The sequence below is a fragment of the Streptomyces sp. NPDC053048 genome, from assembly GCF_044547045.1.
Lineage (GTDB): Bacteria > Actinomycetota > Actinomycetes > Streptomycetales > Streptomycetaceae > Streptomyces.
The window spans coordinates 828,534-841,994 of the sequence record NZ_JBITZS010000001.1; the positions used below are offsets into that span (position 1 = coordinate 828,534).

General features: G+C 72.5%; 9 protein-coding genes. 6 read left to right on the forward strand and 3 right to left on the reverse strand.

Annotated elements, in window-relative coordinates; translation table 11 throughout:
- The first annotated feature begins 21 nt into the window (after positions 1 to 21).
- Complete coding sequence (locus ACIG36_RS04045; RefSeq protein WP_399921445.1) at positions 22 to 1,194, forward strand: DivIVA domain-containing protein; 1,173 nt, start codon at positions 22 to 24, stop codon at positions 1,192 to 1,194.
- Positions 1,195 to 1,414: 220 nt separating this feature from the next.
- Here ACIG36_RS04045 and ileS read toward each other — a convergent pair whose 3' ends face one another.
- The gene (ileS, locus tag ACIG36_RS04050; protein ID WP_399921448.1) at positions 1,415 to 4,549 is read right to left on the reverse strand and encodes an isoleucine--tRNA ligase; all 3,135 of its coding nucleotides are present in this window, start codon (positions 4,547 to 4,549) and stop codon (positions 1,415 to 1,417) included.
- A gap of 439 nt (positions 4,550 to 4,988) precedes the next feature.
- On the opposite strand from ileS, the gene ACIG36_RS04055 reads away from it, so the two are divergent.
- The 4 genes from ACIG36_RS04055 (at position 4,989) to ACIG36_RS04070 (ending at position 9,913) form a co-directional block, all read left to right on the forward strand.
- Positions 4,989 to 6,608: a TraR/DksA family transcriptional regulator gene (locus ACIG36_RS04055; protein ID WP_399921451.1), complete on the forward strand. Its 1,620-nt coding sequence runs from the start codon at positions 4,989 to 4,991 to the stop codon at positions 6,606 to 6,608.
- A gap of 63 nt (positions 6,609 to 6,671) precedes the next feature.
- Complete coding sequence (gene lspA, locus ACIG36_RS04060; protein ID WP_399921454.1) at positions 6,672 to 7,253, forward strand: signal peptidase II; 582 nt, start codon at positions 6,672 to 6,674, stop codon at positions 7,251 to 7,253.
- Positions 7,254 to 7,309: 56 nt separating this feature from the next.
- Positions 7,310 to 8,251 (forward strand): RluA family pseudouridine synthase, encoded by a 942-nt coding sequence (locus ACIG36_RS04065; protein ID WP_399921457.1) that lies wholly within the window; start codon positions 7,310 to 7,312, stop codon positions 8,249 to 8,251.
- Positions 8,252 to 8,320: 69 nt separating this feature from the next.
- Positions 8,321 to 9,913 (forward strand): Na+/H+ antiporter, encoded by a 1,593-nt coding sequence (locus ACIG36_RS04070; protein WP_399921460.1) that lies wholly within the window; start codon positions 8,321 to 8,323, stop codon positions 9,911 to 9,913.
- Between the two features lie 33 nt (positions 9,914 to 9,946).
- Here ACIG36_RS04070 and ACIG36_RS04075 read toward each other — a convergent pair whose 3' ends face one another.
- Entirely contained in the window at positions 9,947 to 11,050 is a 1,104-nt protein-coding gene (locus ACIG36_RS04075; protein WP_399921463.1) for a mechanosensitive ion channel family protein, read from the reverse strand.
- Between the two features lie 136 nt (positions 11,051 to 11,186).
- Here ACIG36_RS04075 and ACIG36_RS04080 point away from each other — a divergent pair, with 136 nt between their 5' ends.
- A complete protein-coding gene (locus ACIG36_RS04080; RefSeq protein WP_399921466.1) occupies positions 11,187 to 11,783 on the forward strand; it encodes a dienelactone hydrolase family protein in 597 nt (198 codons plus the stop codon).
- Between the two features lie 23 nt (positions 11,784 to 11,806).
- Here ACIG36_RS04080 and ACIG36_RS04085 read toward each other — a convergent pair whose 3' ends face one another.
- Positions 11,807 to 13,459, reverse strand: coding sequence for an alkaline phosphatase D family protein (locus tag ACIG36_RS04085; protein WP_399921469.1), 1,653 nt, complete (start codon positions 13,457 to 13,459; stop codon positions 11,807 to 11,809).
- Between the last annotated feature and the right edge of the window lie 2 nt (positions 13,460 to 13,461).

Genomic DNA, 13,461 nt, shown 5'->3' on the forward strand with positions numbered 1-13,461 from the left:
CTACGTTGAGGTGAAGAAGAGATGCCGCTGAGCCCCGAGGACGTGCGGAACAAGCAGTTCACGACCGTCCGCCTCCGAGAAGGCTATGACGAGGACGAGGTCGATGCCTTTCTCGACGAGGTCGAGGCCGAACTGACCCGCCTGCTCAGGGAGAACGAGGACCTGCGCGCCAAGCTGGCCGCCGCGACGCGCGCCGCCGCGCAGAACCAGCAGCAGGCCATGCGCAAGCCCGAGCCGCAGGACCAGCGACCCGGCGCGCCGGTGCCCGCCGCCATATCGGGCCCGCAGCCGGTGCCGCCGAACCAGCAGCAGATGGGCGGCCCGCCGCAGCTTCCGGGCGGTGCCCCGCAGCTGCCGGCCGGCCCCGGCGGCCACGGCCACGGTCCTCAGGGCCCGCACGGTCCCGGCCCGATGGGACAGAACGGTCCGATGGGTGGCCCGATGGGCGGCCCCATGGGACAGAACGGACCGATGGGGCAGAACCCCATGCAGCAGAACGGTCCGATGGGCCAGAACCCGATGCAGCAGAACGGCCCCATGGGTGGTCCGCAGCTGCCGCAGCCGGGTCAGGGCGGTCCGGGCGGCGACAGCGCGGCCCGTGTCCTCTCCCTCGCGCAGCAGACGGCCGATCAGGCGATCGCGGAGGCCCGTTCCGAGGCCAACAAGATCGTCGGCGAGGCCCGCAGCCGCGCCGAGGGCCTGGAGCGGGACGCCCGTGCCAAGGCGGACGCCCTGGAGCGGGACGCGCAGGAGAAGCACCGCGTGGCGATGGGCTCCCTGGAGTCCGCCCGCGCCACGCTGGAGCGCAAGGTCGAGGACCTGCGCGGCTTCGAGCGCGAGTACCGCACGCGTCTGAAGTCCTACCTGGAGAGCCAGCTGCGTCAGCTGGAGAACCAGGCGGACGACTCGCTGGCCCCGCCGCGCACCCCCGCGACGGCGTCGCTGCCGCCGGCCCCCTCCATGAGCGGGTCGATGGCCTCGGCCGGTGCGGGCATGGGCGGTCACTCCATGGGCGGCAACCAGACCATGGGCGGCCACGGCGGTCCGTCGACGGGTGCCCCGTCGTACGGCGGTCAGCAGCAGATGTCGCCGGCGATGACCCAGCCGATGGCACCGGTGCGGCCGCAGAGCCCGCAGCCGATGCAGGCGCCGTCGCCGATGCGGGGTTTCTTGATCGACGAGGACGACAACTGACCGTTCGCTCTGCGAGCGGCACATACGGGCCGGGGCCCCTGGACTTCCAGGGGCCCCGGCCCGTTTTCGCGCCTTCGGCGCGGTTTTCGCCCACCCGCCCGCCCGATTACCCAGAACGTCATGACGTTGCCGAGTAATCGGGCTGGGGGCACCTCCCAGCGGTAGCTGGGGGAGGGTGGGCGAAAACCCCGGCGCGGAGCGCCGGGGTTAACCCGTTTGCTTACGCCTTACGGAGGCGGAACGTCAGTCCGAGGCCCTCGTCCGTGAAGGGCTCGCCGAACGTGTCGTCAGCCTCGCCGCCGGCGAAGTCCGTCGCCAGGACCTCGTCCGCGATGAGCGGCGCGTGTTCGTCGAGCGCCGTCGTGGTCTCGGCGTCAGTGGACGCCCACCGCAAGGCGATACGGTCCGCCACGTCCAGGCCACTGTTCTTGCGGGCCTCCTGGATCAGCCGGATGGCGTCGCGGGCGAGGCCCGCGCGGCGCAGCTCCGGGGTGATCTCCAGGTCGAGCGCGACCGTGGCGCCGGAGTCGGAGGCCACCGACCAGCCCTCGCGCGGCGTCTCGGTGATGATCACCTCGTCGGGGGCGAGGGCGACCTGCTCGCCGTCGACCTCGACGGCCGCCGTCCCCTCCCGCAGTGCCAGCGACAGCGCCGCCGCGTCGGCCGCGGCGATCGCCTTGGCCACCGCCTGGACGCCCTTGCCGAAGCGCTTGCCCAGGGCACGGAAGTTGGCCTTGGCCGTGGTGTCGACGAGCGAACCGCCCACCTCCGAGAGCGAGGCGAGCGAGGAGACGTTGAGCTCCTCGGCGATCTGGGCGCGCAGCTCCTCGCCCAGCGACTCGAAGCCGGCCGCGGCGACCAGCGCGCGCGACAGCGGCTGGCGCGTCTTGACGCCGGACTCGGCGCGCGTGGCGCGGCCCAGCTCGACCAGCCGCCGGACCAGCAGCATCTGCTGGGACAGCGCCGGGTCGATCAGCGCGGTGTCCGCCACCGGCCAGGACGACAGGTGCACCGACTCGGGGGCCTGCGGGTCGACCGGGACGACGAGGTCCTGCCACACCCGCTCGGTGATGAACGGCACCAGCGGCGCCATCAGCCGGGTGACGGTCTCGACGACCTCGTGCAGCGTGCGCAGCGCGGCCGCGTCGCCCTGCCAGAACCGGCGGCGCGAGCGGCGCACGTACCAGTTGGACAGGTCGTCCACGAACGAGGACAGCAGCTTGCCGGCGCGCTGGGTGTCGTAGGCCTCCAGCGCCTGGGTGACCTGGTCGGTCAGCGCGTTGAGCTCGCCGAGCAGCCAGCGGTCGATCAGCGGCCGGTCCGCCGGCGCCGGGTCGGAGGCGCTGGGCGCCCAGCCGGACGTCCGGGCGTACAGGGCCTGGAAGGCGACCGTGTTCCAGTAGGTGAGGAGCGTCTTGCGGACGACCTCCTGGATGGTGCCGTGACCCACGCGGCGCGCGGACCACGGGGAGCCGCCGGCGGCCATGAACCAGCGGACGGCGTCGGCGCCGTGCTGGTCCATCAGGGGGATCGGCTGGAGGATGTTGCCCAGGTGCTTGGACATCTTCCGGCCGTCCTCGGCCAGGATGTGGCCCAGGCAGACGACGTTCTCGTACGACGACTTGTCGAAGACGAGCGTGCCGACGGCCATCAGCGTGTAGAACCAGCCACGGGTCTGGTCGATCGCCTCGGAGATGAACTGCGCCGGGTAGCGCCGCTCGAAGAGCTCCTTGTTCTTGTACGGGTAGCCCCACTGCGCGAACGGCATCGAGCCGGAGTCGTACCAGGCGTCGATGACCTCGGGCACCCGGACGGCCGTGTGGGAGCAGCCCTCGGCCGTGCAGGTGAAGGTGACGTCGTCGATGTACGGGCGGTGCGGGTCCAGGCCGCTCTGGTCGGTGCCGGTCAGCTCGGAGAGCTCGGCCAGCGAGCCGACGCAGGTGAGGTGGTTGTCCTCGCAGCGCCAGATGGGCAGCGGGGTGCCCCAGTAGCGGTTGCGGGAGAGCGCCCAGTCGATGTTGTTGTTCAGCCAGTCGCCGAAGCGGCCGTGCTTGACCGAGTCGGGGAACCAGTTGGTCCTCTCGTTCTCCTCGAGCAGCCGGTCCTTGATCGCGGTGGTGCGGATGTACCAGGACGGCTGCGCGTAGTAGAGGAGCGCGGTGTGGCAGCGCCAGCAGTGCGGGTAGCTGTGCTCGTACGCCACGTGCTTGAAGAGCAGGCCGCGCTCGGAGAGGTCGGCGACGAGCTTCTCGTCGGCCTTCTTGAAGAACTGGCCGCCGATCAGGCCCAGCTCCTCCTCGAACGTGCCGTCCGGGCGGACCGGGTTGACGACCGGCAGGCCGTAGGCGCGGCAGGTCCTGAGGTCGTCCTCACCGAAGGCCGGGGCCTGGTGGACCAGACCGGTGCCGTCCTCGGTGGTGACGTACTCGGCGTTGACGACGAAGTTGGCGCCCTCCAGCTCGACCAGGTCGAACGGGCGGCGGTAGGCCCAGCGCTCCATCTCGCGGCCGGTGAAGGACTGACCGGTGGCCGTCCAGCCCTCGCCCAGGGCCTTCTCCAGCAGCTGCTCGGCGACGACCAGCTTCTCCCGGCCGTCGGTGGCCACGACGTAGGTGACGTCGGGGTGCGCGGCGGCGGCGGTGTTGGAGACCAGCGTCCACGGGGTGGTCGTCCACACCAGCAGCGAGGCCTCGCCGGCCAGCGGGCCGGAGGTCAGCGGGAAGCGGACGAAGACGGAGGGGTCGACGACCGTCTCGTAGCCCTGCGCCAGCTCGTGGTCCGACAGGCCGGTGCCGCAGCGGGGGCACCAGGGGGCGACGCGGTGGTCCTGGACCAGCAGGCCCTTGTTGAAGATCTCCTTCAGCGACCACCAGACCGACTGGATGTAGTCGGGGTCCATCGTGCGGTACGGCTCGTCGAGGTCGGTCCAGTAGCCCATGCGGGTGGTGAGCTCGGCGAACGCGTCCGTGTGGCGGGTCACCGACTCGCGGCACTTGGCGTTGAACTCGGCGATGCCGTACTTCTCGATGTCCTGCTTGCCGCTGAAGCCGAGCTCCTTCTCCACCGCCAGCTCGACGGGGAGGCCGTGGCAGTCCCAGCCGGCCTTGCGGCCGACGTGGTAGCCCTGCATGGTGCGGAAGCGGGGGAAGACGTCCTTGAAGACGCGGGCCTCGATGTGGTGGGCGCCCGGCATGCCGTTGGCGGTGGGCGGGCCCTCGTAGAAGACCCATTCGGGGCGGCCCTCGGACCGGTCGAGGGTACGGCTGAAGACCTTGTTCTCCCGCCAGAATTCGAGCACGGCGTGCTCGAGGGCGGGCAGGTCCACCTGTGCGGGTACCTGGCGGTACTGCGTCATCGGCTTCCTCCGGCGGAACTCATTGCGCTGTCCGTCGGAGGGACGAGACGCGCCTGCGCGCTTCCCGCGGTACCACCCTCCTTGGCCGGCGCGCACCAGGCGCCTCCGGCCCCCTCATTAGGGTCGCGATGCCGGTTCTACTGACCCCGGGCGGGGCGTTCTTCCGGCGGCTCCGGGCTGATCTTCACCCCGCGCACACCCCCGGGCTTCCACCGTCCCCGGGTCGCTCTTGGCTGCGTGCGGCGCTACTGGTCCCTTCCACGCCTTTCGCTGCCGCCCAGTGTACGGGGCCGGTGCGACACCGGCAGACCGATTTAGGGGGCCGGAGGCGGGGTGCCGGACCGGAGACCGGCGAGCCCCGTTGCCGCGTGGGCCCTGCCGATTTATCGTTCCGGCACGATTCGCGCGCAAGATCATAAAATGTGAAGGGATCGCGGCGATGGCGAAGAAGACGGCCGAGGCGGCTCCCGCCGCAGGTAGGACGGCCGCCGGGGCGGCTTCCGCCGCCAGGAAGACGGCCGCCGCCGGGGCGGCTTCCGCCGCGAGAGAGACGGCCGCAGCGAAGAAGGCCTCCGCCGGGGCGGCTTCCGCCGCGAGAGAGACGGCCGCAGCGAAGAAGGCCTCCGCGGGGCAGGCTGTTGCCTCCGGCAGGACCGCTTCCGCGAAGAAGGTAGCCGCCGGGACGGCGGCTGCCGCCGCGACGACCGCCTCGGTGAAGAAGGCCACCGCCGGGCGGGCGGCTGCCGCCAAGAAGACGGCTTCCGCGAAGAAGACGGCCGCGGCCGGGAAAGCCGTCTCCGCCGGGAAGACCGCCGCCGCCAAGAAGGTGGCCCCGGCGAAGGAGACCGCTCCCGCCAAGAAGACGACCGCCGCGAAGGTGGCGGCCTCCGCCAAGAAGACGGCTTCTGCCAAGGCGGCGACCACCAAGGCGGCGACCACCAAGGCGGCGACCACCAAGGCCGCGTCCGCTGCCAAGAAGACAGCCCCTGCCAAGAAGGCGGCGACCGCCAAGGCGCCGGCCTCTGCCAAGAAGGCGGCCCCCGCCAAGGTGGCCCCCGCCAAGGCGGCGGCCACCAAGGCAGCGTCCGCCGGCGAGGCGGCCGGCCCCGCCAGGACGGCCGCCCCCGCCCCCCGGAAAGCCGCCCATGGCGGGAAGGCGGCGCCCGCCGCCAAGGCGGTTGCCTCGGCCAAAAAGTCCGTACCGGCGAAAAAGACCGCCGTGGCGGGGAAGACTGCCACGGTGACGAAGGCCGCGGCCGCGGAAAAGGCATCTGCCGGAAAGGCGAAGGCGACCATGGCGAAGACCGCGACAGCCGGGAAGGCCTCGGCGGCGAAGTCCGCCGTGAAGAAGCCTGCCCTGGCCAAGAAGGCCGCTCCGGCCAAGGAGGCCGCCCCGGCCAAGAGGGCTGCCCCCGCCAGGAAGGCCGCTCCGGCCAAGAAGGCCGCCCCGGCCGCAAAGGCCGCCCACGCCAAGAAGGCCGCCGCGGCCGCAAAGGCCGCCCCGGCACAGAACGCGGCCGTCACGGCCGAAGGGTCCGCACCGTCCGCGACGGCGGTGCCCGCTGAGGAGACGGGAGCCAGGACGGTGGCTGCGAAGAAGTCCATGGGTGAGGCACAGGCCGCGAAGAAGGTGCCCGGCGCACGGGCCGCGGCGGCGGCCGAGCCCGGTGCGCTCGCCGTACGGCCGGGGGAGGAGCCCTGGTCGCCGGGCGAGGTGGCCGAGGCCCGTACCGGGCTGCAGGGCGAGCTGACGCGGCTGACCGCCGAGATCGAGGCGTCCGAGGCCGCGATCAGCGGCCTGATGCGCGACTCGGGCGACGGCGCCGGCGACGACCAGGCGGACACCGGCACCAAGAACATCACCCGGGAGCACGAGCTGGCGCTCGCCGCCAACGCCCGCGAGATGCTGGTGCAGACCGAGCGGGCGCTGCAGCGGCTGGACGCCGGTACCTACGGCCTCTGCGAGAACTGCGGCAAACCCATCGGCAAGGCCCGTATGCAGGCATTTCCCCGGGCCACGCTGTGCGTGGAGTGCAAACAGCGGCAGGAACGCCGCTGACCCCGCCGTCACCGAGTGCCGTACCCTCGTCCTCAGTCAGCAGGGACGACATCAGGGACTCACGTGACTGAGGCGGAACAGGCCGGACGGGCCGGCGAGCAGGCCGGGACCACGGCGACGGCGACGGCCGGCACGAAGAGCGAGCCCGACGGGACCAGGGGACGCCGGCGCATCGCCGTGCTGCTGGCGGTGGCCGCCTTCGCCTACCTCCTCGACCTGGGCAGCAAGCTGCTGGTGGTGGCCCAGCTGGAGCACCACGACCCCGTCCAGGTGTTCGGCACGCTGCTGCAGTTCGAGGTGATCCGCAACAAGGGCGCCGCCTTCGGCATCGGCGAGGCGATGACGATCGTCTTCACTCTGATCGCCACCGCCGTGATCGTGGCCATCGCCCGGATCGCCCGCAAGCTCTACAGCCTGCCGTGGGCGATCGCGCTCGGCATGCTGCTGGGCGGTGCCCTGGGCAACCTCACCGACCGGCTCTTCCGCTCGCCCGGCGGCCTGGAGGGCGGGGTGGTGGACTTCATCGCCGTCCCGCACTTCGCGGTCTTCAACCTGGCGGACTCCGCGATCGTCTGCGGCGGCTTCCTGATCGTGATCCTCTCCTTCCGGGGCCTGGACCCGGACGGCACCGTCCACAAGGACTGAGGGCCCGGCGGGCCCGCGCGTACGGGCGTGTCGGAGCCGTCCGTCATACTCGACGGGTGAGCACCATTCCCGAGATCCGCGCCCTTCCCGTTCCCGACGGCCTGGAGGGCGAGCGCGTCGACGCCGCGATCGCCCGTATGTTCGGCTTTTCCCGCACCAAGGCGGCCGAGCTGGCGGCCGCGGGCAAGGTCCAGCTCGACGGGGCCGAGGCCGGGAAGTCCGACCGGGTCACCGGCGGCGCCTGGCTCGAGGTCGAGATGCCCGCGCCGCCCGCGCCGGTGCAGATCGTCGCCGAGCCCGTCGAGGGCATGGAGATCGTCCACGACGACGACGACATCGTCGTGATCGTCAAGCCCGTCGGCGTGGCCGCCCACCCCAGCCCCGGCTGGACGGGCCCCACCGTCATCGGCGGGCTCGCCGCCGCCGGCTACCGCATCTCCACCTCGGGCGCGGCCGAGCGCCAGGGCATCGTGCACCGCCTGGACGTCGGCACCTCCGGCCTGATGGTGGTCGCCAAGTCCGAGCGCGCCTACACCCTGCTCAAGCAGCAGTTCCGCGAGCGCACGGTCGACAAGCGCTACCACGCGCTGGTCCAGGGCCACCCGGACCCGATGAGCGGCACGATCGACGCCCCCATCGGCCGCCACCCCAACCACGACTACAAGTGGGCCGTCATCGCCGACGGCAAGCCCTCGGTGACCCACTACGACCTCATCGAGGCGTTCCGGGCCGCCAGCCTGCTCGACATCAAGCTCGAGACGGGCCGGACGCACCAGATCCGTGTGCACATGTCCGCCCACCGGCACCCCTGCGCGGGTGACCTCACCTACGGCGCCGACCCCACCCTCGCCAAGCGGCTCAAGCTCACCCGCCAGTGGCTGCACGCGGTGCGGCTCGGCTTCGAGCACCCCTCGGACGGCCGCTGGGTGGAGTTCGAGAGCGCCTACCCCGACGACCTGCAGTACGCCCTGGACACGGTGCGCGCCGAGAGCTCGTAAGGCGGTCTCCGGGCGGTTGGGGCAGGCTGGAGCTCTGTTCGACCGCACCCGCCCGCCCGGAGGGTATCCGTGGACCAGCTCGCGCTGCTGTTCGTCCTGCTGCTCGGGGCGCTGGTCACGGTGCCGCTGGGGGACCGGCTGGGGGTGCCGTCCCCCGTCCTGATGACGATCGGCGGGATCGTCCTCGCCCTGCTGCCGTTCGTGCCCGCCGTGTCCATCCCGCCGGAGTTCATCCTCCCGCTGGTGCTGCCGCCCCTGCTCTACGCCACGGCCCAGCGCACCTCGTGGCGGCAGTTCGCGGCCAACCGGCGGCCGATCTTCCTGCTGGCGGTCGCGCTGGTCTTCGTGACCACCGCCGCCGTCGCCGCCGTCGCCGACGCGATCCTGCCCGGGATCTCCCTCGCCGCCGCGGTGGCGCTGGGCGCGCTCGTGGCCCCGCCCGACCCGGTCGCCGCCACATCCGTCGCCGGCTCCCTGGGGCTGCCGCGCCGCCTGGTGTCCATCCTCGAGGGCGAGGGCCTCTTCAACGACGTCACGGCCATCGTGCTCTACCACGTGGCCATCGCGGCCGCCGTCAGCGGCAGCTTCTCCTGGCCCGAGGCGATCGGCGCGCTGGTGCTGTCGGCCGTGGTGGCCGTCGCGGTCGGCCTCGGGCTGGGCTGGGCCACCAAACGGCTGATGAACGTCCTCGGGGACGCCACGCTCCAGATCGGCCTCACCCTGCTGGTGCCGTTCGTCTCCTACGTCCTCGCCGAGGAGCTGAAAGGTTCCGGCGTGCTGGCCGTGCTGACCACCGCCCTGTACCTGGCCGAGTACACCCACGACCCCGACGACGTCCTGGGGCGGCTGGCCGGGCACACCTTCTGGGAGGTCGTCGACACCCTCGTCACCGGCGTGGCCTTCGGCCTGGTCGGCCTGGAGCTCCACAACGCCGTCAGCACGGCCTCCGGCCGCTGGGGCGAGATGCTCGGCATCGGCGGCACCGTCGTGGCCGTGGTCGTCGCCGTACGGCTGCTGTGGCTGCTGCCCGCCGCATGGCTGGCCAAGAAGCTGCACAAGGGCCGGGACGTCGAGGAGGAGGTCCTGATGAGCTGGCGCGAGACGGTGGTGACGTGGTGGTCGGGGATGCGCGGCGTGGCCACCGTGGCGCTCGCCCTGGCCATCCCCCTGAAGACGGACGACGGCTCCCCCTTCCCGGCCCGCGACGAGATCCTCTTCGTCGCGTTCGCCGTCATCATCGCCACCCTCGTGGTGCAGGGCCTGACCCTGCCCCGGCTGGTGCGGCTGCTGGGGGTGAGCGCCGACACCGACGTCAGCCGTGAGATGGAGCGGCAGCTGGCCGCGCGGGCGGCGAAGGCGGCCCGGCACCGGCTGATGGAGATCGTGGAGGCCGAGGACCTCCCCGAGGACATGATGGAGATGCTGGGCCGGCGGGCCTACGACATCGGCGCCCGGATCAGCCCCGACATGGTCGACGAGGAGCGCCGCGAGGCGCACCAGCAGCGGGTGGAGCGGCTGCGGACGCTCCACCGGGTGCAGGGGGAGCTGCTGTCCGCGGCGCGGCGCGAGGTCATCGCGGCCCGCAGCGAGCCGGGGACGGACCCGGAGGTGGTGGACAGGGTGCTGCGGCATCTGGACGAACGCACCCTGCGCGGCATCTGAGCGACGCGGGCCCGGTGCCGACCCGCACCGCCCTCACGCCGTCCCCGGGCCCGGCCCCGTGTCCTCCGCCGCCGGCGGGGTCCGCGGAGGGCCGGCTTCCCGGTCCGCGCAGGGCGCCGGGGCGGTGCTGATCCGCGGGAGCGCGTACGGGTGCTCGCGGCCCAGCCAGGACACCAGCTCCTCGCGGACCAGGCAGCGCAGCGCCCATATGTCGTCGGAGTTGCGGGCCGTCATCAGGGCCCGGACCTGGATCGTGGTGGGCGTGGTATCCGTGACGACCAGGTTCCAGGCGCGGCCGTCCCACTCGAGGGTCGACTTGAGCACGTCGTGCAGGCGCTCGCGCAGCAGGGCGACGGGGGCGGCGTGGTCCAGGTGGAGGAAGACCGTGCCCGTCATCCGGGCGTCGCCCCGCGACCAGTTCTCGAACGGTCTGCCGGTGAAGTACGACACCGGCATCGTCACCCGCCGCTCGTCCCAGGTGCGCACCACCAGATAGGTGAGGGTGATCTCCTCGACGGTGCCCCACTGGCTGTCCACCACGACCGTGTCGCCGATGCGCACCATGTCGCCGAAGGCGATCTGCAGGCCCGCGAAGATGTTGCCCAGCGTCGACTGGGCCGCGATGCCGGCGACGATGCCGATGACGCCGGCCGAGGCCAGCAGGGACGCCCCCGCGGTCTGCATGGCGGGGAAGGTCAGCAGCATGGACGCGACCGCCACCACGATCACCGCGGCCGTCACCACCCGCTGGATCAGGGTGACCTGGGTGCGCACCCGGCGCACCCGCGCCGGGTCCTGGGCGCCCGCGGCATAGCGGGCGTAGGTGGCCTCCACCACCGCCGCCGCCACCCGGACCGCGAGCCAGGCGCACGCCCCGATCAGCACGAGCGTCAGCACGTGCGCCACGGTCTTCTCGTGCTCCTCCGACAGCTCCGCCGAGCGGTGGGCGCCGAGCAGCAGGGCGGCGCACAGCACCAGCCGCAGCGGTATCCGGCAGCGGTGCAGCAGCCGCCACAGCGGGGTCTCCGGGTGCCGGGCCGCGATCAGCCGCAGCACCCGGTCGGCGGCCCAGCCCGCCACCAGGGTGATCAGTACGGCCCCGCCGAGGACCGCGAGGGGACGCAGTATCTGCTCCATGGGCGCTTCCGCTCCTTCCGGCGGCCGGTGGCCCTCTCCGGTGGGCGTCCCTTCCGAACGTAGCTGGCACGATGGGAGCACGCTCCCCCGGCTCACGCCGGGGGAGCCCCCACAGCTGTAAGGAAGTGAACCTCCAGTGGCGTCCCCTACCACGATCGTCCTTTTTCATTCGGCCTACGGGCTGCGGCCCGCGGTGCACGCCGCCGCCGAGCGCCTGCGCGCCGCCGGGCACGAGGTGCACGTGCCGGACCTCTACGACGGCCGGACGGCGGACACCGTCGAGGACGGCATGGCGATCAAGGACGAGATCGGCCAGGAGGAGCTGCTGCGCCGTGCGGTGACCGCCGCCGCGCCGTTCTCCGACCGGGGCGTGGTCTACGCGGGGTTCTCGCTCGGCGGTTCGATCGCGCAGAACCTGGCGCTGAACGACGAGAAGGCGCGCGGCCTGCTGCTCCTGCACGGCACCTCCGACCTCGCCGAGGACACGGCAGTCGACGAGCTGCCGGTGCAGCTGCACGTCGCCGACCCCGACCCGTTCGAGCCGCACGACTGGCTGACCGCCTGGTACCTGCGGATGCGGCGGGCGGGCGCGGACGTGGAGGTGCACCGCTACCAGGGCGCCGGGCACCTGTTCACCGACCCGGAGCTGGACGACTACGACGCCGAGGCCGCCGAGGCCACCTGGCGGGTGGCGCTCGGCTTCCTCGAGGACATCGGCGCGGGCCGGGACTAGGGGACCCCCTGGGGCGTGCGCTGTCAGCGCACGGGCGCGTGGACCCGCTCGACCTTCTGCGTCCCGGAAAGGGTGCGGTAGGAGCGGGTCCAGGAGGAGGTGGCCGCCGGGTCGCGCTTGTCGGAGAGGACGTAGTAGTCCATCTGCGCCCGCTCGGCGGTGACGTCCAGGACGCCGTAGCCGTGCGAGTCCATGTCGAGCCACTTCACGTGCCGGTTGGCGGCCTTGATGGCCGTCGCGGCCGCCACGGACACCGTGTGGGGCGCCACGCGCAGGATGTCGTCGAGGTTGTCGGAGGAGACCGAGGTGACCACGAACTCCGTGGCCGCCGACGAGGACAGCGGGTACGTCGCGGCCTTCTTCGGCACGTCGGTGGCCCACGCCATGTGGATGTCGCCGGTGAGGAAGACGGTGTTGCCGATGCCGCGGTCGGTCAGGTGGGCGATCAGCTCGCGGCGGTCGTCGGTGTAGCCGTCCCACTGGTCGGAGTTGATGGTCAGTCCGCCCGAGGGCAGCCCCAGCAGCTTGGCCAGGGGCTCCAGGAGGTGGGCGGGCAGCGAGCCGAAGGCGACCGGGGAGATCATCACCGGGTTGCCGACGAGGCGCCAGGAGGTGTCGGAGGAGGCCAGGCCCTCCTTGAGCCAGTCCAGCTGGGCGCGGCCGGTGATGGTGCGCTCGGGGTCGTCCACCTTGCCGCTGCCCGACTTCACCTGCTGCGAGCGGAAGGATCTGAGGTCCAGCAGGTGCAGGTCGGCGAGTCTGCCGAAGCGCAGCCGCCGGTAGGTGGTGCCCTCGATGGAGGGGCGTACGGGCATCCACTCGAAGTACGCCTGCTTGGCGGCGGCGATGCGCTTCGCCCACTCGCCCTCGGTGCCGGGGGTGTGGTTCTCGGCGCCGCCCGGCCAGGTGTCGTTGGCGAACTCGTGGTCGTCCCAGATGGCCACGACCGGGTGCGCGTGGTGCAGCGCCTGCAGGTCGGGGTCGGTCTTGTAACGGGCGTGGCGGACGCGGTAGTCGGCCAGGGTGACGATCTCGTGCGTGGGGGCGTGCGGCCGTACGACGCGCCCGGCGGCCGGGTACTCGCCGGTGCCGTACTCGTAGATGTAGTCGCCGAGGTGGAAGACGGCGTCCAGGTCGCGGCGCGTGGCCAGGTGGCGGTACGCGGAGAAGTGGCCCGACTCCCAGTTGGCGCAGGAGACCACGCCGAAGCGGATGCCGTCGACGGCGGCGTCGCGGGCGGGCGCGGTGCGGGTGCGGCCGGTGGGGGAGTGGATGCCGCCGGCGGTGAAGCGGAAGAAGTAGCCGGTGGCGGGGCGCAGTCCGCGCACGTCCGCCTTGACGGTGTGGTCGCCGGCCGCCTGGGCGGTCACTGTGCCGTGGGCGACGACGCGGCTGAACCCGTCGTCCTCGGCGACCTGCCAGGTGACCTCGACCGCCGGGCCGCGCCCCGAGCCGGGCGTGGCATCGGGGGAGGGCGTGACGCGGGTCCACAGCAGGACGCCGTCGGGAAGCGGGTCGCCTGAGGCGACGCCATGGACGAAGGCAGGGGCCGCGGCTGACGGCGGGTCGGAGTCGGCCGTGGCCGCCTGGGCGGAGACCGAGGGGAGCAGAGCGGCGGTCGCGGTGGCCGCGGCGGCCGTGACGGCGGTACGCCGCGATATGTCGGGTGATATCACGG

Bases quoted from the DNA above. Each gene is read 5' to 3' on its own strand.
- ACIG36_RS04045 (WP_399921445.1), top strand. From the start codon at position 22: ATGCCGCTGAGCCCCGAGGACGTGCGGAACAAGCAGTTCACGACCGTC.
- ACIG36_RS04075 (WP_399921463.1), bottom strand. From the start codon at position 11,050: ATGGAGCAGATACTGCGTCCCCTCGCGGTCCTCGGCGGGGCCGTACTG.
- ileS (WP_399921448.1), bottom strand. From the start codon at position 4,549: ATGACGCAGTACCGCCAGGTACCCGCACAGGTGGACCTGCCCGCCCTC.
- ACIG36_RS04055 (WP_399921451.1), top strand. From the start codon at position 4,989: ATGGCGAAGAAGACGGCCGAGGCGGCTCCCGCCGCAGGTAGGACGGCC.